Source organism: Streptomyces rimosus subsp. rimosus, assembly GCF_000720725.1.
GTDB classification, from domain to species: Bacteria; Actinomycetota; Actinomycetes; order Streptomycetales; family Streptomycetaceae; genus Streptomyces; species Streptomyces rimosus_A.
The window spans coordinates 89,546-111,196 of record NZ_JOCQ01000007.1; the positions used below are offsets into that span (position 1 = coordinate 89,546).

At 73.9% G+C, this 21,651-nt stretch carries 18 protein-coding genes; 13 read left to right on the plus strand and 5 right to left on the minus strand.

The window, feature by feature from the left end; translation table 11 throughout:
- Nucleotides 1-88: 88 nt before the first annotated feature.
- The gene (locus IH45_RS0105610) at nucleotides 89-2,731 is read right to left on the minus strand and encodes a DEAD/DEAH box helicase (protein ID WP_030662267.1); all 2,643 of its coding nucleotides are present in this window, start codon (nucleotides 2,729-2,731) and stop codon (nucleotides 89-91) included.
- A gap of 471 nt (nucleotides 2,732-3,202) precedes the next feature.
- On the opposite strand from IH45_RS0105610, the gene IH45_RS0105615 reads away from it, so the two are divergent.
- The gene (locus IH45_RS0105615; protein WP_199810624.1) at nucleotides 3,203-3,949 is read left to right on the plus strand and encodes a ferritin-like fold-containing protein; all 747 of its coding nucleotides are present in this window, start codon (nucleotides 3,203-3,205) and stop codon (nucleotides 3,947-3,949) included.
- A 175-nt stretch (nucleotides 3,950-4,124) separates the two neighbouring features.
- Here IH45_RS0105615 and IH45_RS0105620 read toward each other — a convergent pair whose 3' ends face one another.
- The 4 genes from IH45_RS0105620 to IH45_RS0105635 all read right to left on the minus strand — a co-directional run bounded on the left by IH45_RS0105620 (nucleotide 4,125) and on the right by IH45_RS0105635 (nucleotide 6,065).
- Nucleotides 4,125-4,409, minus strand: coding sequence for a hypothetical protein (locus IH45_RS0105620; RefSeq protein ID WP_030662273.1), 285 nt, complete (start codon nucleotides 4,407-4,409; stop codon nucleotides 4,125-4,127).
- Nucleotides 4,410-4,611: 202 nt separating this feature from the next.
- Nucleotides 4,612-4,839 carry a DUF3107 domain-containing protein gene (locus IH45_RS0105625; protein ID WP_030662276.1) on the minus strand — a complete coding sequence of 76 codons (228 nt, stop codon included), beginning with the start codon at nucleotides 4,837-4,839 and terminating at the stop codon, nucleotides 4,612-4,614.
- 223 nt (nucleotides 4,840-5,062) lie between these two features.
- Nucleotides 5,063-5,704, minus strand: coding sequence for a TetR/AcrR family transcriptional regulator (locus IH45_RS0105630; RefSeq protein WP_003987008.1), 642 nt, complete (start codon nucleotides 5,702-5,704; stop codon nucleotides 5,063-5,065).
- Between the two features lie 142 nt (nucleotides 5,705-5,846).
- A complete protein-coding gene (locus tag IH45_RS0105635) occupies nucleotides 5,847-6,065 on the minus strand; it encodes a hypothetical protein (RefSeq protein WP_030662279.1) in 219 nt (72 codons plus the stop codon).
- 174 nt (nucleotides 6,066-6,239) lie between these two features.
- On the opposite strand from IH45_RS0105635, the gene IH45_RS0105640 reads away from it, so the two are divergent.
- From IH45_RS0105640 to moeZ, 12 genes are all read left to right on the plus strand, one after another.
- Nucleotides 6,240-7,292, plus strand: a complete 1,053-nt coding sequence (locus IH45_RS0105640) for an alpha/beta fold hydrolase (protein ID WP_050514561.1) — start codon at nucleotides 6,240-6,242, stop codon at nucleotides 7,290-7,292.
- 500 nt (nucleotides 7,293-7,792) lie between these two features.
- A complete protein-coding gene (locus tag IH45_RS0105645) occupies nucleotides 7,793-9,070 on the plus strand; it encodes a DUF3152 domain-containing protein (RefSeq protein WP_050514572.1) in 1,278 nt (425 codons plus the stop codon).
- Nucleotides 9,071-9,148: 78 nt separating this feature from the next.
- The gene (locus IH45_RS1000000150755; protein WP_324607921.1) at nucleotides 9,149-9,244 is read left to right on the plus strand and encodes an Ms4533A family Cys-rich leader peptide; all 96 of its coding nucleotides are present in this window, start codon (nucleotides 9,149-9,151) and stop codon (nucleotides 9,242-9,244) included.
- 210 nt (nucleotides 9,245-9,454) lie between these two features.
- Nucleotides 9,455-11,212, plus strand: a complete 1,758-nt coding sequence (locus tag IH45_RS0105655; RefSeq protein ID WP_199810625.1) for an ABC transporter substrate-binding protein — start codon at nucleotides 9,455-9,457, stop codon at nucleotides 11,210-11,212.
- Nucleotides 11,213-11,244: 32 nt separating this feature from the next.
- The gene (locus IH45_RS0105660) at nucleotides 11,245-12,219 is read left to right on the plus strand and encodes an ABC transporter permease (RefSeq protein WP_234440429.1); all 975 of its coding nucleotides are present in this window, start codon (nucleotides 11,245-11,247) and stop codon (nucleotides 12,217-12,219) included.
- Nucleotides 12,216-13,205, plus strand: a complete 990-nt coding sequence (locus IH45_RS0105665; RefSeq protein WP_030662291.1) for an ABC transporter permease — start codon at nucleotides 12,216-12,218, stop codon at nucleotides 13,203-13,205. The genes IH45_RS0105660 and IH45_RS0105665 overlap by 4 nt, the downstream gene beginning before the upstream one ends.
- Nucleotides 13,202-14,881: a dipeptide ABC transporter ATP-binding protein gene (locus IH45_RS0105670; RefSeq protein ID WP_030662294.1), complete on the plus strand. Its 1,680-nt coding sequence runs from the start codon at nucleotides 13,202-13,204 to the stop codon at nucleotides 14,879-14,881. Before IH45_RS0105665 ends, IH45_RS0105670 begins: the two co-directional genes overlap by 4 nt.
- A gap of 191 nt (nucleotides 14,882-15,072) precedes the next feature.
- Nucleotides 15,073-17,016, plus strand: a complete 1,944-nt coding sequence (locus IH45_RS0105675; protein ID WP_063762947.1) for a glycosyltransferase — start codon at nucleotides 15,073-15,075, stop codon at nucleotides 17,014-17,016.
- Nucleotides 17,013-18,194, plus strand: coding sequence for a hypothetical protein (locus tag IH45_RS0105680; protein ID WP_078897274.1), 1,182 nt, complete (start codon nucleotides 17,013-17,015; stop codon nucleotides 18,192-18,194). The genes IH45_RS0105675 and IH45_RS0105680 overlap by 4 nt, the downstream gene beginning before the upstream one ends.
- A gap of 327 nt (nucleotides 18,195-18,521) precedes the next feature.
- On the plus strand, nucleotides 18,522-19,499 hold the full coding sequence (locus IH45_RS0105685; protein WP_030662301.1) for an NAD-dependent epimerase/dehydratase family protein: 978 nt from the start codon (nucleotides 18,522-18,524) through the stop codon (nucleotides 19,497-19,499).
- The gene (locus IH45_RS0105690; RefSeq protein WP_030662303.1) at nucleotides 19,487-20,293 is read left to right on the plus strand and encodes a spherulation-specific family 4 protein; all 807 of its coding nucleotides are present in this window, start codon (nucleotides 19,487-19,489) and stop codon (nucleotides 20,291-20,293) included. The genes IH45_RS0105685 and IH45_RS0105690 overlap by 13 nt, the downstream gene beginning before the upstream one ends.
- Before the next feature lie 94 nt (nucleotides 20,294-20,387).
- The gene (moeZ, locus tag IH45_RS0105695; protein WP_030662305.1) at nucleotides 20,388-21,566 is read left to right on the plus strand and encodes an adenylyltransferase/sulfurtransferase MoeZ; all 1,179 of its coding nucleotides are present in this window, start codon (nucleotides 20,388-20,390) and stop codon (nucleotides 21,564-21,566) included.
- The last annotated feature ends 85 nt before the right edge of the window (nucleotides 21,567-21,651 follow it).

Below are 21,651 nucleotides of genomic sequence, written 5' to 3' on the forward strand. Positions count from 1 at the left end.
GGGGGCGCACGCGGTTCGCGGGCGCGGGCGCGCACGCCGACGGCCCGGCCCCGCTGACGCGGGAACCGGGCCGTCGAGGTGTGCGGTATCAGCCCTCGGCCGGGGCCTCAGCGGTGGCCTTCTTGGCCGCCGCCTTACGGGTGCGCCGGGGCTTGGCCGGCGCCTCGTCCGAGGCCGCGTCGGCGGCCGGGGCCGCCTCGGCCTTCGCGGCGGTGGCCTTGCGGGTGCGGCGGGGCTTGGCAGCCGCACCTTCCCCCGCGGGCTCGGCGGCTTCGGCCTTCTCGGTGGCGGCCGTCTTGCGCGTACGGCGGGGCTTGGCAGACGCCTCGTCCGCGACAGCCTCCGTGCCGTCGGCCGTGTCGACCGCGGCCTCGGCCTTCTTGGCTGCCGCCGTCTTGCGCGTACGGCGCGGCTTGGCAGGCGCCTCGTCCGCGACTGCCTCGGCCGTGTCGACCGCGGCTTCGGCCTTCTTGGTGGCGGCGGTCTTGCGGGTGCGGCGGGGCTTGGCAGCAGCCTCGTCCGCGACCGTCTCGGCAGTCTCGGCGGCTTCGGGAGCCGTCTCGGTCTTCTTGGCGGCGGTCTTACGGGTGCGGCGGGGCTTGGCCGGGGCCTCGTCCGCGACCGTCTCCGCGGCAGCCTCCGTGCCCTCGGCCGTGTCGACGGCGGCTTCGGCCTTCTTGGCTGCCGCCGTCTTGCGCGTGCGGCGCGGCTTGGCCGGGGCCTCATCCGCGACCGTCTCCGCGGCAGCCTCCGTGCCCTCGGCCGTGTCGACCGCGGCTTCCGCCTTCTTGGCGGCGGCGGTCTTGCGGGTGCGGCGGGGCTTGACAGCAGCCTCGTCCGCGACCGTCTCGGCAGACTCGGCGGCCTCGGGAGCCGTCTCGGTCTTCTTGGCGGCGGTCTTGCGCGTACGGCGCGGCTTGGCCGGAGCCTCGTCCGCGACCGTCTCCGTAACGGCCTCCGTGACGGCCTGCGGGGCAGCCTCCACGCTCTCCGCCGTCTCCACGGCGGTCTCCGCCGCGGGCTTGGCGCTGCGCGTACGGCGGCGGGGCTTCGCGGGGGTCTCGGCGGTGGCCTGGGCCGGGACCTTCACGGTCTCGGCGGGGCCCTCGGCCGTGTCCACGGCGACGGCTGCCGTCGTACCGGCCGCCTCCGCCTTGACGGCGGCGTTCGCGGCACCTCGCGTACGGCGGCGGCGCGGCTTGGACGGCGCCGCGGTGGCGTCGGCCTGCGCGGCCTCGGACGCGATGCTCTCGGCGGCCGGTGCCGCCTCGTCGCGGGCCGGGGTCACGGCGGCGGCCGAAGCGCCGCCGGAACCGCCGCGCGTACGACGACGGCGGCGCGGCTGGCGCGGCCCGTCCGTGGCGGCGCTGCCGCCCTCGGCCGTACCGGAACCGGCGTCCGTGCCGGAAGCGGTGGGCGTGCCGGACTCGTCCAGCGGCGCACCGCCCCGCGTGCGCCGGCGCTGGCGCGGCGTACGGGTGCGGCGCGGGCGCTCCTCCTCGACGGGGGCGCCCCGGCGCGGACCGCGGCCGCGGCCGCCCGTCTCGCCCAGGTCCTCGACCTCTTCCGCCGCCAGCCCGGCGCGCGTGCGCTCCGCGCGCGGCAGGATGCCCTTGGTGCCCTCGGGGATCTCCAGCAGCTCGTAGAGGTGCGGGGAGGTGGAGTACGTCTCCTCCGGCTCGTCGAACGGGAGGTCCAGCGCCTTGTTGATCAGCTTCCAGCGCGGGATGTCGTCCCAGTCGACCAGCGTGACCGCGGTGCCCTTGGCGCCCGCGCGGCCGGTCCGGCCGATGCGGTGCAGGTAGGTCTTCTCGTCCTCGGGAGACTGGTAGTTGATGACATGCGTCACACCCTCGACGTCGATGCCGCGGGCGGCGACGTCGGTGCAGACCAGCACATCGACCTTGCCGTTGCGGAACGCGCGCAGCGCCTGCTCGCGCGCCCCCTGGCCGAGGTCGCCGTGCACCGCGCCGGAGGCGAAACCGCGGCGGGTCAGCTGCTCGGCGATGTCGGCGGCGGTCCGCTTCGTACGGCAGAAGATCATCGCCAGGCCGCGGCCGTTCGCCTGGAGGATGCGGGAGACCAGCTCCGGCTTGTCCATCGAGTGGGCACGGAAGATGTGCTGCTTGATGTTGGCGACGGTCTTGCCCTCGTCGTCCGGCGCGGCGGCGCGGATGTGCGTGGGCTGCGACATGTAGCGGCGGGCCAGGCCGATGACCGCGCCCGGCATGGTCGCGGAGAACAGCATGGTCTGGCGGCGCACCGGCAGCATGTTGATGATGCGCTCGACGTCCGGCAGGAAGCCCAGGTCGAGCATCTCGTCGGCCTCGTCCAGGACGAGCGCCTTGACGTGCGACAGGTTCAGCTTCTTCTGGCCCGCCAGGTCCAGCAGTCGGCCCGGGGTGCCGACGACCACGTCGACGCCCTTCTTCAGGGCCTCGACCTGCGGCTCGTACGCGCGGCCGCCGTAGATCGACAGCACCCGCACATTACGGACCTTGCCGGCGGTCAGGAGGTCGTTGGTGACCTGCTGGCACAGCTCGCGGGTGGGGACCACCACGAGGGCCTGCGGGGCCTCCGTCAGCTGCTCGGGCGTGGCCCGGCCCGCCTCGACGTCCGCGGGGACGGTGACGCGCTCCAGCAGGGGGAGGCCGAAGCCCAGGGTCTTGCCGGTGCCGGTCTTGGCCTGGCCGATGACGTCGGAGCCCGACAGGGCCACGGGGAGCGTCATCTCCTGGATGGGGAAGGGGGAGGTGATGCCGACGGCTTCCAGGGCCTCGGCGGTCTCGGGGAGAATCCCGAGCTCTCGGAACGTAGACAGAATCTTGCCTCTTCTGTGAGACGCGGCACGAGGCGGCCAAGGGGGTCGTACCGCGCCTCGCACGGTTTCGTACGGGCCGGCCTCGATCGGCCGGGACGGCGCGGGACCACTGCCTTCGCGCAAGCACTCGAACCGCGAGCGGTGTCCCTCCCGCTGTGCGTACGTCGCGTACGCGCCGCGAAAGAGGGCGGTCGGGTTGGAGCCGATCGGGCCACCGACCGGGCATCCGCATGCGTGGAACAACCCACCGATACTCGGCGGGCGCATTACCACCATACCCCGGATGGCCACACGTGTGTCCGGGCAATCGTTCGGTCGGGTGGGACGGGAGTGGCTGACCAGCCACTTCCCAGGGATGCGCGGCGGGCTATTGTGCGCTTCATGGAGACGCCTGACAACGCAGCGCAGACCGCCGACGACGCGCAAGAACACACCGGGATCGCCGCCCAGGACTGGGCCGCGGCCTCCGAGGAACCGCAGTACCGGGCCGCCGTCATCGACCTGCTCGGAGCGCTCGCCTACGGGGAGCTGTCCGCCTTCGAGCGGCTCGCGGAGGACGCGAAGCTGGCGCCGACGATGGACGACAAGGCGGAGCTGGCCAAGATGGCGTCGGCCGAATTCCATCACTTCGAGCGGCTGCGGGACCGGCTCGCGCAGATCGAGGCGGAGCCGAACGAGGCCATGGAGCCGTTCGCCGCGGCGCTGGACGAGTTCCACCGGCAGACCGCGCCGTCCGACTGGCTGGAGGGCCTGGTCAAGGCGTACGTCGGCGACTCGATCGCCAGCGACTTCTACCGGGAGGTGGCGGCCCGGCTCGACTCCGACACCCGCGACCTGGTCCTCGGCGTCCTCGACGACACCGGGCACGCGACGTTCGCGGTCGAGAAGGTACGGGCCGCGATCGAGGCCGAGCCGCGCGTCGGCGGGCGGCTCGCGCTGTGGGCGCGGCGGCTGATGGGCGAGGCGCTGTCCCAGGCGCAGCGGGTCGTCGCCGAGCGGGACTCGCTGTCGACGATGCTGGTCGGCGGGGTCGCCGACGGGTTCGACCTGGCGGAGGTCGGGCGGATGTTCTCGCGGATCACGGAGGCGCACACCAAGCGGATGGCTGCGCTGGGGCTGGCCGCGTAAGGCCGCGGAGTGGCCGGGGGCCGGTCTTGTGGTGGCCGGCCCCTCCCGGTGCGGGGCCGTTGCGCCTGCGGCGGGCGTCCTCAAGCGCCGGACGGGCTGGTTCTTGCCTGGCCCGGGCTTTTCCTGCTCCGCTCGTCCTCAAGGGTCCGGCGGATTGTTCTCGCGTTGCTCGTTCTCAAACCCCGGACAGACTCCGCTTCGCCACCCCACCCACCAGCCCGCGGCTCGGCCGCACCAGCAGCGACAGCATCGCCGCGCTCAGTGCGGCGGCGGCCAGCAGGGTGTGGACGAAGTGGTCCGGGCCCAGGATGGAGTGGGCGAGGAAGGCGCCGAGGAGGGCCGCGGCGGGGCCGGTCGACAGCGTCAGGACGCGGGCGGGGAGGCGGCCGGGCAGCCAGCGGGTGGCGGCGAGTGCGATGACGAGTCCGACGAGCACGGAGCCGAGAGCTTCCCAGACCATGGTGTATCCCTCCCGCGGTAGCGACCGGCCGGCCGACACAAATCGGTCGTAGGCCGTCGTACCCAGCGGGAATGCGCGGCAACCCTCGTCGGCGCAGGCGGTCGGCGGACGTTCCCGTACGACGAGCGGCGGCCCGGAGAAGATCTCTCCGGGCCGCCGCTCGTGACGCGTGCGCGCGGGCCTTCCAGGGGCCCGCGGCCGACTACAGCGTGCCGAAACCGACCTTGCGCGTGGTCGGCTCGCCGATCTCCACATAGGCCAGCCGGTCCGCCGGGACCAGGACCTTGCGGCCGTGCTCGTCCACGAGACTCAGCAGCTCCGACTTGCCGCCCAGTGCGTCCGCCACCGCTCGCTCGACGTCCTCGGCGGTCTGCCCGCTCTCCAGAACGATCTCGCGGGGCGCGTGCTGCACGCCGATCTTGACCTCCACGGCTTTGTCCCTCCGACGGTCTCGGTTCCCCTTGGCCGGGCCATGGGGCAGATGCGCGGTGATCCGCGCCGTACCCAGCACACATTAGCCCGGTACGCGAACGGACAGGACGCCGCGGAGCACGCCCGCAGCGAACACCCGGAGGGCGCGGCGACCGCCGGAGGCGTCCTCGGGTTCCGTCCGGCTCACCGGCCGGCGGCGGTGCTCACCGGGTCCACCGGGCTCACTGGCCGTCGGCGCCGTGCAGCGGGAAGCCCGCGATGCCCTTCCACGCGAGGGAGGTCAGCAGCTGTACGGCGGTCTCGCGCGGAACGGTGCTCTCCGAGGAGAGCCAGTAGCGCGCGACCACCTGGGAGACGCCGCCCAGCCCGACGGCCAGCAGCATCGACTCGTCCTTGGACAGGCCGGTGTCCTCGGCGATGACCTCGCTGATCGCCTCGGCGCACTCCAGCGAGACCTTGTCGACCCGCTCCCGCACGGCGGGCTCGTTGGTCAGGTCGGACTCGAAGACCAGGCGGAAGGCGCCGCCCGGGTCCTCGACGTACGCGAAGTAGGCGTCCATCGTCGCGGCGACGCGCTGCTTGTTGTCGGTCGTCGAGGCCAGCGCGCTGCGCACCGACTGGAGCAGCGCCTCGCAGTGCTGGTCGAGGAGGGCCAGGTAGAGGTCGAGCTTGCCGGGGAAGTGCTGGTAGAGCACGGGCTTGCTGACGCCGGCGCGCTCGGCGATGTCGTCCATCGCGGCCGCGTGGTAGCCCTGCGCCACGAAGACCTCCTGGGCCGCGCCCAGGAGCTGGTTGCGCCGGGCTCGGCGTGGCAGGCGCGTGCCCCGCGGGCGTGCCGCCTCGGTCTGCTCGATGGCGCTCACGCTGCCTCCCAGGTGTTGTTCCGTCCGCGGCGTACGCACACGCCGCGCCCGCCATCGTACTTTTGGGTAACCCGGCCGCGCGCGGTCGCGGGCGAGAAATTCTGCCGCCGAACGCTGTGGGAAGCCGACATATGGCCCCAGGTCATCGGTAATCGTCTTCGTCGAGATCCACGACACGGGCCTGCTCGGCGACGTCCGCCTCGTTCGCGACGGACGGGTCGATGCCGGTCAGCGGGTCGTCCTGCGGGCGGCCGACGTCCGCGTGCTGCTCGGCGGCGTCCGCTTCCGGCGCCTCGACGTCGAATTCGGTGGTGTCCGCCTCGTCCTCGAAGGTGTCCGGGTCGGTCGGGTCGACGGGCATGGTGGCTCCCTTTCTCTCACGTACTGGCGGAGGCCAGGGCGAGTGCCCGCACGCGAGCGCTCATCACACGGGTGCCCTTCACGCCCGAGCCTAAGAGAGCGGGTTCCGAAACGCGACGTGGTGTGTGAGCGCGAACACACGATCGGCGGCGTGATCGTCTCGTAACATCGACCCATGTCTTCGACGGAGTCGACCGGATCGCCGGACACCCGCGCCGTTCTCCCGGTGCCCCCGGCGGGCCGTCCCTCACGCGTCGGCGCGGGGGAGACGGTGCGTTCCGTGAGCCTGCCCGGCCTGACGCTGAGCGTGCGGGGGGTGCCCGGCGGCCGTGCCGGACTGCCGCCCGCGCTGTACGTCCACGGCCTCGGCGGCTCGTCCCAGAACTGGTCCGCGCTGATGCCGCTGCTCGCCGACCGGGTCGACGGCGAGGCGCTGGACCTCCCCGGCTTCGGCGACGCGCCGCCGCCGGACGACGGCGACTACTCGGTCTCCGCGCAGGCGCGGGCGGTCATCCGCTACCTGGACGCGAGCGGCCGCGGCCCCGTCCACCTGGTCGGCAACTCGATGGGCGGCGCGGCGGTCACCCGGGTGGCGGCGGTCCGCCCGGACCTGGTGCGCACCCTGACGCTGATCTCGCCCGCGCTGCCCGAGCTGCGGCCGCAGCTGACCGCGGTGCCGACCGGGCTGCTCGCGGTGCCGGGCGTGACCCGGCTGTTCAGCAGGCTGACGCGGGACTGGACGCCGGAGCGGCGCACCCGCGAGGTGCTGGCCCTGTGTTACGGCGACCCCGCCCTCGTGACCCCGGACGGCTTCACCGCCGCCGCCGAGGAATACGCACGGCGTCTCGAACTCCCGTACTTCTGGGAGGTGATGACGCGCTCCGCGCGGGGCATCGTCAATGCGTACACGCTCGGCGGACAGCACAATCTGTGGCGGCAGGCACAGCGGGTGCTCGCGCCCACGCTTCTCGTCTACGGTGGGCGCGATCGCCTGGTCTCCTTCCGTATGGCACGCCGGGCGGCCGCCGCGTTCCGCGGCTCGCGGCTGCTGACGCTGCCGGAGGCGGGGCACGTGGCGATGATGGAGTGCCCGGAAACGGTGGCGCGGGCCTTCCGCGAGCTGTTGGACGACGAAGCGGCCGCGCACGGCGTGGCCGGGGCGGGCGAGGGCGACGGGGCGGCACGGTCCGCCGCCGGGGCCGTGTCCGCCGACGTGGGTAGGAGCTGACAGGCCGAGTGGGACGTCACAGCCGCCGGGGCCCGGCCGCAACCGCCGGTGACACCTCCGGAATAGCTGAGGTGGACGGCGCGGGCGGACCCGGCGCGGCTGGTGGCGCCGTCCCCGCTCCCGGGCCGGGTACGGGCCGCCGTCGCCGCCGTCATGCGGAGACCGGGACGGAGACCGGGGCGGGGACCGACGGCGGTATCGGCGGTATGTCCGCGGAGTCCGGCGCCGTTCCGGGCGCGTTCTGGGGCGCGACCGCGCCTCGGGACGCGACCGCACCTCGGGACGCGGCCGTGCCCAGGGCCGCATCCGCGCCTCGCGACACGACCGCGCACGGAGCGTTCCAGCCGGTGCCGCAGCAGCGCGCGCCCGAGCACGGGCCCGCGCAGGGCGCACTCCGGTACGGATTCGGGCACCCCGCGCCGGGGCGCGACCCGGCGCGTACGTCGGCACACCATCCGGGCGCGGCGGCGTCACCGCCCACCCCGCAAAGCCCACCGCGCGTGCCGCGTCCGCGTGGCGGCCCGGGCCCGCAGGCGACGCCCACCACTCCGTCCAGCTCGACCACCCCGGCACACGGCTTCACGCCCTTCGGGAACGACGCCGGCGAGCGCCCCGCCGCCCGGCCCGCTCCCGAACCGGGCGTGGCCGGCACGGCACCCAACGGCCCCACCACCACGGGCGCGGGACCGCTCCGGGCGCCGCTCTCCCCCCAGGGCCGCATCCCGACACCGCGCCAGGAGTACGTGGACGCCTTCGACCGCATGCCGCGCGGGCAGCGGTCCGGCGGCCTTGAGGACGTGGACGACGATGTGTTCGCGGCCGGTGCCCCGGCGCGCAGACCGGTGCGTCCCGCCGGGCGGCCGGCGCACTTCGCGCACGCGGCCGACGGGACGCAAGGCGAACCGTACGAGGACACGGATCTCGGCGAACTCGGCGAACCCGACGCCGAGGGGCACCGGTCCGGCCCCGGCAGGAAGGGCGCCAAGGGCCGTACGTTCACCGGGGTCGCCGCGGCGGCCGTGACCACCGTGCTCGCGGTCGTGGTGGCCGGACAGGTCACCGAGCAGCAGCAGGACGACGGCAAGCCGCAGGCGCTGGGCGAGGAGGAGCGCACGGCCGACGGCGCCGGGGCCTCGCGCTCGCACACGCGGCCGACGCAGCAGGCCGCCCCCGTCACGTACGACCAGAAGATGGCGCAGGCCTTCCCGCTGGATCCGAAGCTGACGGCTTCCGGACGGTTCACGCCGGCCGGCGGGGACGCCAAGGCGCCCGGCCACGGCCGGACCTGGCGCTACCGGGTCGACGTCGAGGAGGGCATGGGTCTCGACGGGCAGCTGTTCGCCGACGCGGTGCACAAGACGCTCAACGACGAACGGAGCTGGGCGCACGGCGGGCAGCGCACCTTCCAGCGGGTGGGTTCCGGCCACGCCGACTTCGTCATCACGCTGGCCAGCCCGGGCACCACCGCCAAGTGGTGCGCCAAGTCCGGGCTCGACACGACCGAGGACAACGTGTCGTGCGACTCCGCGGCGACCGAACGCGTCATGATCAACGCGTACCGGTGGGCGCAGGGCGCCAAGACCTACGGGCCGGACAAGATGCACGCCTACCGGCAGATGCTCATCAACCACGAGGTGGGCCACCGGCTCGGGCACAACCACGAGAGCTGCGCGCGGCAGGGCGCCCTGGCGCCGGTGATGATGCAGCAGACCAAGTTCCTGACGACCGACGGCGCGACCTGTCGGCCCAACGCCTGGCCGTTCCCCGACGGGCACTGAATCACTATGTGAGACGAATCGTCTCCCGTGCCGGGACGCTTTTGCCATCGGCCGTCCGTTCGTGATGTCTTCATGCCCATGCCGCACCCTGCCCACGCCCCCGAGCGCGCCGCCTTCGAGCTGGCGCTGATCGGCGTGTCCGCGCAGTCCGTGGCCGACATCCACTGTTGCTGAGGCCCGTCCCCGGCCGCGCGGAAGCGCGCCGCGACGGCCCGCGCACCGCGGGTCCGTATCTATCGCGGCGACGTGTGACCCCGGGCCGGGGCATCCCCCGCGTCCGCACGTCTTACACCCGAACGTGTCCGCAGGGGCGGTCCCGCGCCTCCTCGCGCTCCTGTCGCCGCCTTCCGTGGGTACGTCCCGCCGCGAAAGAAGGCACCCGCCATGGCCGAGCCGTCCCGTAACCGATCTCTTTCCGCAGTCACCGCCGGACGCGTCACCCCCAGACGCGTGGCCGCCGCCGCGGTGACCGTCGCACTGGCCGTCGGGGCCACCGCCTGCGGCCCCGAGGACGCCACCGCGGGCGGCGGCGCGGGCGCCGCGCCGGCCAAGGGCGGCACGCTCACCGTCCTGAACTCCCAGCCGCAGACGAACTTCGACCCGGCGCGCCTGTACACCTCCGGCGGCGGCAAGGTACCGACGCTGGTCTTCCGTACGCTGACCACCCGCAACCGGGAGAACGGCGCGGCCGGCGCCAAGGCCGTGCCGGACCTCGCCACCGACACCGGGCGGCCCAGCGAGAACGCCACGGTGTGGACGTACACGCTCAAGGACGGTCTCAAGTTCGAGGACGGTTCGCCGATCACCAGCGCCGACATCAAATACGGCATCGAGCGCTCCTTCGCCGCCGAACTTTCCGGCGGCGCGCCGTATCTGCGGGACTGGCTGGTGGGCGGGGAAAGCTACCAGGGGCCGTACAAGGACAGGAGCAAGGACGGGCTCAAGTCCATCGAGACGCCGGACGCGAAGACCATCGTCTTCCGCCTGAAGAAGCCCGAAGGCGAATTCCCGCTGCTCGCCACGCAGACGCAGTTCGCACCGGTGCCGAAGGCGAAGGACACGGGCACGAAATACGAGGAGCACCCCGTCTCCTCGGGCCCGTACAAGGTCGTCAAGAACACCGGGGACGGCGAGCACCTCGTCCTGGAACGCAATCCGCACTGGTCCGGGAAGACCGACTCCGAACGGCACGCCTACCCCGACACCATCGATGTGAAATCGGGCCTGGATTCCGCGGTCATCAATCAGCGGCTGGCCACCGGTGCAGGTCCGGACGCCGCCGCGGTGACCACCGACACCAACCTCGGCCCGGCCGAACTCGCCCGGATCGGGGGCGACAAGGAACTCGGCAAGCGGGTCGGCACCGGCCACTTCGGCTACACCAATTACCTCGCCTTCAACCCGAAGGTGAAGCCTTTCGACAACCCCAAGGTGCGCCAGGCCGTCGCCTACGCCGTCAACCGGCAGAGCGTGGTGAACGCCGCGGGCGGCTCCGCGCTCGCCGAACCGGCCACCACCTTCCTGCCGAACGGCACGTCCTTCGGCCACACCCCGTACGACCCGTTCCCGGCCGGCCGCACCGGAAATCCGGCGAAGGCGAGGGAACTGCTCAAGGAGGCCGGTTACGAGAACGGCCTGAGCATCACCCTCACCCACTCCACCGCGAAGAACTTCGAAACCAGCCCGGAAATCGCCACCGCCGTCCAGGAAGCCCTGAAGAAGGCCGGGATAACCGTCAAGCTCCAGGGGCTGGAGGAGAACGACTACAAGGAGAAGGTGCACAGCGTCGACGACGAACCGGGGCTGTTCATCGGCGGCTGGGGAGCGGACTGGCCGTCCGGCGGCCCGTTCCTTGCGCCCATCTTCGACGGTCGGCAGATCGTCCGCGATGCTTCCAACTTCAACCATGCGCAGCTCGACGATCCGGCGGTCAACCACGAGATCGACGAGATCAACCAGCTGACCGACCTGACGGCGGCGGCCGGCCGGTGGGGCGCGCTGGACAAGAAGGTCGGCGAACAGGCCCTGTCCGTACCGCTGTTCCACCCCGTGTACAAGCGCCTGTACGGCAAGGACATCAAGAATGTCGTCATCAGCGACTGGGACGGCGTGCTGGACATCTCGCAGGTCTCGGTCAAGTGACGACAGCACCCGAAGCGACGCCTGGTTCCGGCGTGACGCCCCGTCAACGCGGCGCCGTGTGGCGGCGGCTGCGGCAGCAGTCCGCCGCCGTCGCCTCCGCCGCCATCCTCCTCGCGCTCGTCCTGCTCGCCCTCGCCGCCCCGCTGCTCGCGGCGCTGGCGGGCCAGGACCCGACCACGTACCACGACGACCTGATCGACTCCGCGCGCGGCGGCGTACCGCTCGGCCCGTACGGCGGGATCAGCGGCGACCACTGGCTGGGCGTCGAACCCGGCACCGGCCGGGACATGTTCGCCCGGCTGCTGTACGGGGCCCGGATCTCGCTGCTCATCGCGCTCGGCGCCACGGCCGTACAGGTCGTGATCGGCCTGGCGGTCGGCCTCGCCGCGGGCCTGGGCCACCGGCTCGCGGACCAGGTGCTCTCCCGGTTCACCGAGGTGCTGGCCGCGCTGCCCATGCTCGTCATCGCGATCTCGCTGACCGCGATCGTGCCTGCCGACTTCCCCCGCCCGCTGCTGCTGGTGCTGGTCATCGGGCTGCTGGGCTGGTTCGGCACCTCCCGGATCGTGCGCGCCCGCACCCTCGCCATGAAGAAGCTGGACCATGTGGCGGCGGCCCGGCTGGGCGGCTCGGGGCCCCTGCGCGTGGCGCGCCGCGAGCTGCTGCCCGCGCTCGCCGCGCCGGTGATCACCTACGCGGCGGTCCTGGTGCCCGGCAACATCGTCGTGGAGGCGTCGCTGTCCTTCCTGGGCATCGGCGTCAAACCGCCCACCGCGTCCTGGGGTCAGATGCTGTCCACCGCGACGGTCTGGTTCCGGGCCGATCCGATGTACGTCCTGCTCCCGGCGGGCTGCCTGCTGCTGACCGTCCTGGCGTTCACCGTCCTCGGCGACGCGGTCCGTACGGCGCTCGATCCGCGCGAGCGCTCCCGGCTGCGGGTCGGCACCCACTCGGCCCGTACGGGGCGCTCGGCGGACGCCGCTCGTGAGAAGGAGGCGGCCGTATGACCGGCTACGCCCTGCGCCGGCTGGGCGGCGCGCTCGTCGTCCTCTTCCTGCTGACGGTCGCCGTCTACGCGCTCTTCTACGTGGCGCCCGGCGACCCCGCCAAACTGGCCTGCGGCCCGCGCTGCAACCCGGGACAGATCCAGCAGGTACGGGAACGGCTGGAGCTGGACGCCCCGCTCCTGACGCAGTACCTGCACTTCCTCCAGGGGCTGGTGGCCGGCCGCGACTTCTCGTCCGGCACCGCCGTACTGCACTGCGACGCACCCTGCCTCGGCCTCTCCTACCAGAGCGGCACCCCGGTCACCGAGCTGCTGGGCGACCGGCTGCCGGTCACCGCGTCCCTCGCCCTCGGCGCGATGGTGCTCTGGCTGCTGCTCGGCGTCGGCACCGGACTGCTGTCCGCGCTGCGCCGCGGCGGCACCACGGAACGCGTCCTGACCGGCCTGACCCTCGTCGGCACCGCCACCCCGGTCTTCATCACCGGGCTCCTGCTGCTGATGGTCTTCTGCGCGTACCTGCGATGGCTGCCGTTCCCCTCCTACGTCCCGCTGTCCGAGGACCCCGAGCAGTGGGCCTGGAACCTGCTGCTGCCCTGGACGGCGCTGGCGTTGCTGGAATCCGCCAAGTACGCCCGGCTGACCCGTGCCTCGACGCTGGAGACGCTGGCCGAGGACCACATCCGCACCTTCCGCGCGTACGGCGTGCGGGAACGTTCCGTCGTCACCCGGCACGCGCTGCGCGGCGCGCTGCCGCCCGTCATCGCGCTCACCGCGCTCGACCTCGGCACGATGTTCGGAGGCGCGATGCTCACCGAGACCCTCTTCGGGCTGCCGGGCATCGGGCAGCTCCTGGTCCACTCGGTGCGGGTCATCGACCTGCCCGTGGTCGTCGGCGTGGTGCTGGGCACCGGCGCGGCCGTCGTCGTCGCCGGCGTGGTGGCGGACATCCTCTACGCACTCGCCGACCGAAGGGTGGCACTGACATGACATCCGCAGACGCTTCCCGAGCGGCGGCGGACCTTCTGGTGGAGGTCCGGGACCTGTCGGTCACCTTCCACGCCGGCGGTGACGGCGGTTCCGCCGTGCAGGCCGTGGACGGCCTCTCCTTCACGCTCGCCCCGGGGCGAGCCCTGGGCATCGTCGGCGAGTCCGGCTCCGGCAAGTCCACCGTCGCGGCCGCCCTGCTGGATCTGCACCGGGGGACCGGAGCGCGGGTCGGCGGTACGGTACGGGTCGCCGGTACGGACGTACGGGCGGCCGACGAGCGCGAACTGCGGCGGCTGCGCGGCGGCCGGGCCGCGATGGTCTTCCAGGACCCGCTGTCCTCGCTCGACCCGTACTACGCGATCGGGGACCAGATAGCCGAGGTCCACCGGGTGCACCGGCCGGACGTCTCCCGGCGCGCGGCCCGCGCCCGCGCCGTCGAGGTGCTGGAGCGCGTCGGCATCGCGGACGCCCCCCGGCGCGCCCGCTCGCGGCCGCACGAATTCAGCGGGGGCATGCGCCAGCGCGCGTTGCTCGCCATGGCGCTCGCCTGCGAACCGCGCCTGCTGATCGCCGACGAGCCGACCACCGCGCTGGACGTCACCGTGCAGGCGCAGATCCTCGACCTGCTGCACGACCTGCGGGCCGAGACCGGCATGGGGCTGCTCCTGGTCACCCACGACCTGGGCGTGGTCGCGGGCAGTGTGGACGAGGTGCTGGTGATGCGCGGCGGTCGGGCGGTGGAGCACGGCGCCGTCGGCGAGGTGCTGCGCACGCCGCGCGAGCCGTACACGAAGGAACTGCTCGCGGCGGTGCCCCGGGTGGACGCCGAACCGGCCGTACGCGGCGCGCGCGGCACCCGCGGCGCGGACGGCGTCCTGCTCGAAGCCGTCGGGCTGCGGCGGGAGTTCGGCGGGCGGCGGAACCGTACGACCGCTGTCGACGAGGTCTCGCTGACCGTACGGGAAGGGGAGACCGTCGGCCTCGTCGGCGAGTCGGGCAGCGGCAAGACGACGCTCGGGCGGATGCTCGTACGACTGCTGGACCCGACCGCCGGGACGCTGCGCTACCGGGGCCAGGACATCGGCGCCCTCGGTGACCGCGAACTGCGGCCGATCCGCAGCGAGTTGCAGATGGTCTTCCAGGATCCGGTGTCCTCGCTCAACCCGCGGCGCAGCATCGGTGAATCGGTCGCCGACCCGCTGCGCGCGGCCGGCGGACGGGACGACGCGCGCGTGGTGCGCCGGGCGTGCGAACTGCTGGAGCGGGTCGGCCTGGACCCGGCGTGGTACCACCGCTACCCGCACGAGTTCAGCGGCGGACAGCGGCAGCGCGTCGGCATCGCGCGGGCGCTCGCCCCCGGCCCCCGGCTGCTGGTCTGCGACGAGCCGGTCTCGGCGCTGGACGTCACCACCCAGGCGCAGATCATGGAACTCCTCGGTGAGCTGCGGCGGGACCTGGGCCTGTCGCTGGTCTTCATCGCGCACGACCTGGCGGTGGTGCGGGCGGTCAGCGACCGGGTCGCGGTGATGCGCGGCGGCCGGATCGTGGAGGAGGGCCCCACCGGGGAGGTCTACGGGCGTCCCACGCACCCGTACACGAAGGGCCTGCTGGCGGCGGTGCCCGTACTCGACCCGGAGGTGTCCGCGGACCGCCGGGCGCTGCGGGCCACGGCGTGAGCGGCACATAGCGCGCCAGAACGCCCACCGGGGTGGAAAGTTACGTCTCTTCACCCCTTCCGGTGGCGCGACGGACAACCGTCCGTCGTGTCACCGGGATCTCTGCGTAGCTTCTTCCTGCAGGTAGCGGCGGGCCTCCCAGGGGCGGCCGCCGTCGTCCGACGCCTATCAGGGAGAACGGGGGTGCACTCGTGCGCATCGCTCTGCTCACCGAGAGTGGCGCCCCGGATGCGTCCGGTGAGACGCGTCCGTGGTGCGACCGGCTCGTGCGCGGACTCACCGGCCACGAGTTCGAGGTCTACGCCCTCGTCCGCACCCCCGGGGCCGCCCCGTACCGGGGCCGTGCCGTGCGGGCCGCTCCGCTGTACGGGGAGCTTCCCCTTCCGCTGGTCTGGCGGCCGGAAGGGCGGCGCGCGCGGGCGCGCGGGCGGCTCGCGTGCCGGCGGTTCGCGGCGTGCTTCGCCGACTTGCTGGCGGGGTTCACCACGGCGTGGGCGCCCGGTGTGCGGGCCGGTGGCGAGGAGCTCGGGGGCACCGCCCCCGGCGCGTCGGCAGGGGCCGGTGGCGAGCGGCGCGAGGGTCAGGCGGACCGTTTCGCCGCCGGGCTCTACGGACTCGCCGAGCTGGCCCGCGCGCAGGGCCGCCTGCCCGGGCTCCTCCGCTCCGAAGAGGCCGTACGCCTCCTGGAGGCCGCCTGCCGCGCCCCCGGCGCACCGCGCGCCGCGCACGGCGCGCGCGTGGGCGACCTGCTGGCCGTGACCGCGGAGCTGGAGCGCGCCCTGCGCCCGCTCTCCCTCGACTGGTACGGCGACGCGCCGGGCAGCGCGTACGCGTTCGGGACCGGTGACGTCCCCGCAGGCGGCGGGCTCGCCACGGCCGATCTCTGCCACGCCGCCACCGGCGGTCCCGCCGCCCTCCCCGGACTGCTGGCCAAACGCTTCTTCGGTACCCCTCTCCTGCTCACCGAGTACGGCGTGCGGCTGCGCGAGCACTACCTCGCGCGCGCCGGAGCACGGCTCAGCGCCCCCGTACGGGCCCTGCTGGGGGCCTTCGACGCCGCGCTGGCCGCCGAGACGTACGCCCAGGCCGCACTCGTCACCCCCGGCAACGCCCACACCCGGCGCTGGCAGGAGCGCTGCGGCGCGGACCGGGAGCGCCTGCGCACGGTCCACCCGGGCATGGACGCCGGCGGCTTCACCGCCGTCCCGGACGCCGCGGCCGACCACTCGACGACCCTGGTGTGGACCGGCACCGCCGGGCCCGCCAAGGACCTCGTCTCCCTGCTGCACGCCTTCGCGCGCGTCCACCGGGCCGAGCCCACCGCCACCCTGCGCATCGTCGGCGCGCCCGGCACCGGCCCGGAGGACGCCGCCTACCTGGCGCACTGCCGGGCGCTGGCCGCCCAGCTCTTCCCCGACGAGGCCGCCGACGCGTGCAGCGCGGGCGACAACCCGGTCTCCTTCGAGGAGGTCGGCGGCCCGGACGCGCCCCGCCCGCAGGACGCCTACGCGGCCGGCGCGGTGCTGGTCCTCTCCAGCGTGGCGGAGGGCTTTCCGCGCTCCCTCGTGGAGGCGATGCTCAGCGGCCGGGCCACGGTCTCCACCGACGTCGGCGCGGTGTGCGAGATCATCGGCGGCACGGGCCTGGTCGTACCGCCCCGCAACCCGCGCGCGCTCGCCGACGCGTGCCTGGCGCTGCTCCGTGACCCCGGCAGACGCGCCCGGCTGGGCGCCGCCGCGCGCGCCCGCGCACTCGAACTGTTCACGGTGGACCAGAACATCGCGGCATTTCGTGGCATCTACCTGGAGCTGATGTCCCGTACGCCCTGCCGCCCGGCCGTCGGCACCGCACCGGGCCAGGACGGCGTGCCCCGCCTGTTCGCCCGCCCCGCCGAAGCCCATGTGCCGGGCCGCTGGGCCGCGATGCGCGGTACCGGACAGCCCGCACCGCCGACCGGCCGCCCTCCGAGCTGGGCCGATCAGGACCCGGACGGGGGCAGCACGCAGGCCGCGGGCCGCCCGCCCGGCGAAAGCGAGCGCCCGTCCACCACCGGCCCCGCCCACCAGCGGCCCGCCGAACCGGCCGCCGCCGGTACGGCCGCCGGTGCCGACCGCCAGAGAGGAGCGCGGCCGTGACCACGGACACCCCCGCCCGCCGCGGCCCCGCCGACCCCGTGAAGACGCTGATGCACCGGCACCGGACGCTGTGCGAGCAGGCCGTCGACCCGATGGAGATCGCCGCCGGCCTGGAGGCACACGGCGTCACCGACCGCACGGCCGCCCGCTTCCGCCATCGCGACGTCTTCTCGCTGGCCGAGGAGCTGTTCGCCCGGATCCCGCGCGCCGAGGCGCCGCCGCCCGACACGCCCGCGCCCGAGCCCGTACGGCCCGGGAGGGGCCTCCGGGCGGCGGTGCACCTGCTGCCCGGCGCCCTGTGCGCAGCGACCATGGCCGCCGTCGCCGCAGCCGCCGGCGCGCCCACCCCCGTACCACGCGCCTGGCGTGACGCCCCGTCACCCGCACTCGCTCAGACGGTCATCGCTGCGGTCGGAACATGCCTGGTCATCCTGGCCCTGCGCCTGTGCGTCCGCCACGGTCCGCTGCGCGCCCGGTGCCCGTCCGCGCGCGCCGCCTGGCTGTGGACGTGCTGGCTGGCGGGGTACGCACTGTGCGGTGACTGGCTGTTGCAGCAGCTGCTGGCCGGTGGCACCGATCTCCCGTCCGTACGGCCGCAGTACGCCGGCGGTGCCGCACTCGCCCTGACATGCGCCGTCGTGCCCGCCGCCTGGTGCGCGCACTGGTTCGCGGCCCGCGCGCGGCGCGGGCTGACGGACAGCCGGTGCCTGACTGCCTTCGCCTCGCGCGTACGGCCGCTGCTGCTGACCACCGTGACGATGCAACTCGCCGCGCTGCTGGCCCTGTCGGCCGCCGTGGACGCCGTCGCCGGCGGCGGGGGAGCGGGACCGGTGGCCGCCGCCTCGGCCCTCGGCCTCCTGCTCTTCCTGGCGCGGCTGCTCGCCCGGCACGGCTTCCCCGTCGCCGCCGCCGCGGGCCCGGCCGTCGCCGTCGCGCTGGAGGCCGCCGCCCCGGCCTCCGTACTGGCCGCCCGGCTGCCGGGCCTGGCGCCGGTCGGCAAGCCGGTCACGGCCGCCGTCACCCTCCTCGGCCCTTCCGCCGTAGCAGCCGTGGCCTGTGCCCTGCCCGCCGCCGGTCTGCTGCTGTACGCGCTGCGCGCCCTGACCGGCGCATCGGCGCACGCCCCGGACCCCGTCGCGGCCCCCGCCGTCCCACGGGCGGAGGCGGACCGGCCATGACTCCACGCCCGTCGCCACCCGCGATACGCACGCCACTTCCACCGGCGCGCACGTCACCACCCCCGGCGCGCGTGCCATCACCGCCTGCGCGCACGCCGGTACCCCCGGCGGGCGCGCGGGCGCCGGCAGGACGCCTGCCGCGCTCCCGTGGCGCCGTCCGTACTCGTACGGGCGTCCGCCAACCACACGGCGCGCACCGCCACTTCCCGGCCCCCGATGTGGCGGTGGCCGACCCTGCCGCCTTACCTCCCCCAACTCCCTGCACGAGGAGAACGAGATCATGAACGTCCAGCCCACCGAAGCACACCGGGACCGGGGGGTCGCGCGATGAGGGTGCTGCTCATCGGTGCCAACGGGTACCTCGGGCGCTACGTCGCCGACCGGCTGCTCGCCGACCCCGCCGTCCAGCTGACCGCCCTCGGGCGCGGCGACGACGCGGACGTCCGCTTCGACCTGGCCTCCGGCAGCCCGGGAGCGCTCACCCGCTTCCTGGACGCCGTCCACCCCGGCGTGGTGGTCAACTGCGCGGGCACCACCCGGGGCGGCGCCCGCGACCTGACCCGGCACAACACCGTCGCGGTCGCCACCGTCTGCGAGTCGCTGCGGCGCAGCAGCTGCGGCGCCCGGCTCGTGCACCTGGGCTGCGCCTCCGAGTACGGCCCCTCGCAGCCCGGCTCCTCGACCGCCGAGGACGCCGTCCCGCGCCCCGGCGGCCCGTACGGCGTCAGCAAGCTCGCCGCCACCGAACTGGTCCTCGGCTCCGGCCTGGACGCCGTCGTGCTGCGGGTCTTCTCACCCGTCGGCCCGGGGACCCCGGCGGGCTCGCCGCTGGGCCGCCTCGCGGAGGCGATGCGGCGCGCGATGCAGTCGGGCGACACCGAACTGAAGCTGGGCGGCCTGGGCGTGCAGCGCGACTTCGTGGACGTACGGGACGTGGCGCGGGCCGTGCACGCCGCCTCGCTCTCCGCCGCGCAGGGCGTGGTCAACATCGGTACGGGGCACGCCGTACGGCTGCGCGAGGCCGCGGCCCTGCTCGCCCGCGTCGCCGGGTTCGGCGGCTCGCTCCACGAACTGGACACCCCGCCCGGCTACCCCGGCGGCGGCCCCGCCGCGGCCCGGCTCGCAATTCCGGGGCCGACATCTGAACACGGCACCATCCCCCCTGCGTACCCCTATCCGGACGGGTGCGGGAGCTGGCAGCAGGCGGACGTGCGCACCGCCCGTGATCGTCTGGGGTGGCGGCCCCGGATCGGGCTGGAGGAATCCCTCGCCGACATCTGGATGGAGGCCGCATGCCGTATCTGACGACTCCGGTGGACGGCGGGCGCGCCACGACCGGTGCCGCGCCGCTGGGCGTCGGCGTCCCCGGGTTCGCCCACCCGCTGATGGCACCCACGGAGTGGGCCGAACTGCTGCGGCTCTCCAGGGGCCTGGCCTGCATCGGGGGAGCAGGCCGGGGTTCGGCGCCGCGGGGCGCCGCGACGGCGTTGCACTGGGTGGTGCTCAACGTCGCGCGGGGCCCTGGGGCCCGGCCCGACCCGTACTGTCTGCCCGCCGCCGCCCAGTTGCGGGACGCGGGCGCCCGGCTGCTGGGCCACCTGGACCTGGAGGACGGGGCCCGCCCCTTCGGGGACCTGGTCTCCGACGCGCACCGCTTCCTGGAGTGGTACAAGGTCGACGGCTTCTATTTGGACCGCTGTCCCACAGAGCGGACACTGCTGCCCGGGACGCGGCGCCTGACCACCACCCTGCGGGCCCTCCAGGACGGCGCGCACCTCGTCACCGGCCACGGCAGCCATCCGTACCCCGGTTACGCGGAGGCCGCCGACCAGCTGGTCACCTTCGCCGGGCGCTGGTCCGACTACCGCTGGTCGCAAGTGGCCGAGTGGACCGCCGATTACCCGGCCGGACGCTTCTGCCACCTGGTGCACGGCGTTCCCCGTACGCACCTGGAAGAAGCCCTGCGCATCGCCCGCTGGCAGGGCGCCGGAACGGTCTACTTCACCGACCGGCCCGACCGCGGCGGCGGCGCCTGGGAGTCGCTGCCCGGCTACTGGGACGAATTCGTCTCGCGTATCGGACCTGGTGTCTCGGAATGAAGAAGGGCGTGGCAGTGTTACGGGAAGACCACCCCCGCCCCGGGTCCGCCCGGGGCGGGGGGTCGCCCATCGAGAACCGACCAACGGAGTCCCCGTGTCGCTGCCACCCCTGGTCGAGCCCGCCGAGGAGCTCACCGTCGACGAGGTCCGCAGGTACTCCCGCCACCTGATCATCCCGGATGTCGGGATGGACGGGCAGAAGCGGCTGAAGAACGCCAAGGTGCTGTGCGTCGGCGCCGGCGGCCTGGGCTCGCCCGCGCTGATGTACCTGGCCGCGGCGGGCGTCGGGACCCTCGGCATCGTGGAGTTCGACGAGGTCGACGAGTCCAACCTCCAGCGCCAGATCATCCACAGCCAGGCGGACATCGGCCGCTCCAAGGCCGCCTCCGCCAAGGACACGGTGCTGGGCATCAACCCGTACGTCACGGTCAACCTGCACGAAGAGCGCCTCGACTCCAGCAACGTCATGGAGCTGTTCGCCCAGTACGACCTGATCGTCGACGGCACGGACAACTTCGCCACCCGCTACCTGGTCAACGACGCCTGCGTGCTGCTGAACAAGCCGTACGTCTGGGGCTCGATCTACCGCTTCGACGGCCAGGCGTCGGTCTTCTGGAGCGAGCACGGCCCCTGCTACCGCTGCCTGTACCCGGAGCCCCCGCCGCCCGGCATGGTCCCCTCCTGCGCCGAGGGCGGCGTCCTGGGCGTGCTGTGCGCGTCCATCGGCTCCATCCAGGTCAACGAGGCCATCAAGCTGCTGGCCGGTATCGGCGAGCCGCTGGTCGGCCGCCTGATGATCTACGACGCGCTGGAGATGACGTACCGCCAGGTCAAGGTCCGCAAGGACCCCGAGTGCGCGGTCTGCGGCGAGAACCCCACCGTCACCGAGCTGATCGACTACGAGGCCTTCTGCGGCGTCGTGTCCGAGGAGGCCCAGGAGGCGGCGGCCGGCTCCACGATCACTCCCCTTCAGCTCAAGGAGTGGATCGACACGGACGAGAAGATCGAGATCATCGACGTCCGCGAGCCCAACGAGTACGAGATCGTCTCGATCCCCGGCGCCAAGCTGATCCCGAAGAACGAGTTCCTGATGGGCAGCGCCCTCCAGGACCTCCCGCAGGACAAGAAGATCGTCCTGCACTGCAAGACGGGCGTCCGCTCCGCCGAGGTCCTCGCCGTCCTGAAGTCCGCGGGCTTCGCGGACGCGGTCCACGTGGGTGGCGGCGTCATCGGCTGGGTGAACACGGTCGAGCCGGAGAAGCCGGTGTACTGACCGGCGCTCCGCACGGCGTACGAGGGCCCGCACACCGGCCGGTGTGCGGGCCCTCGCCGTATGCGCCCGGCGTGCGCTTGCCGTA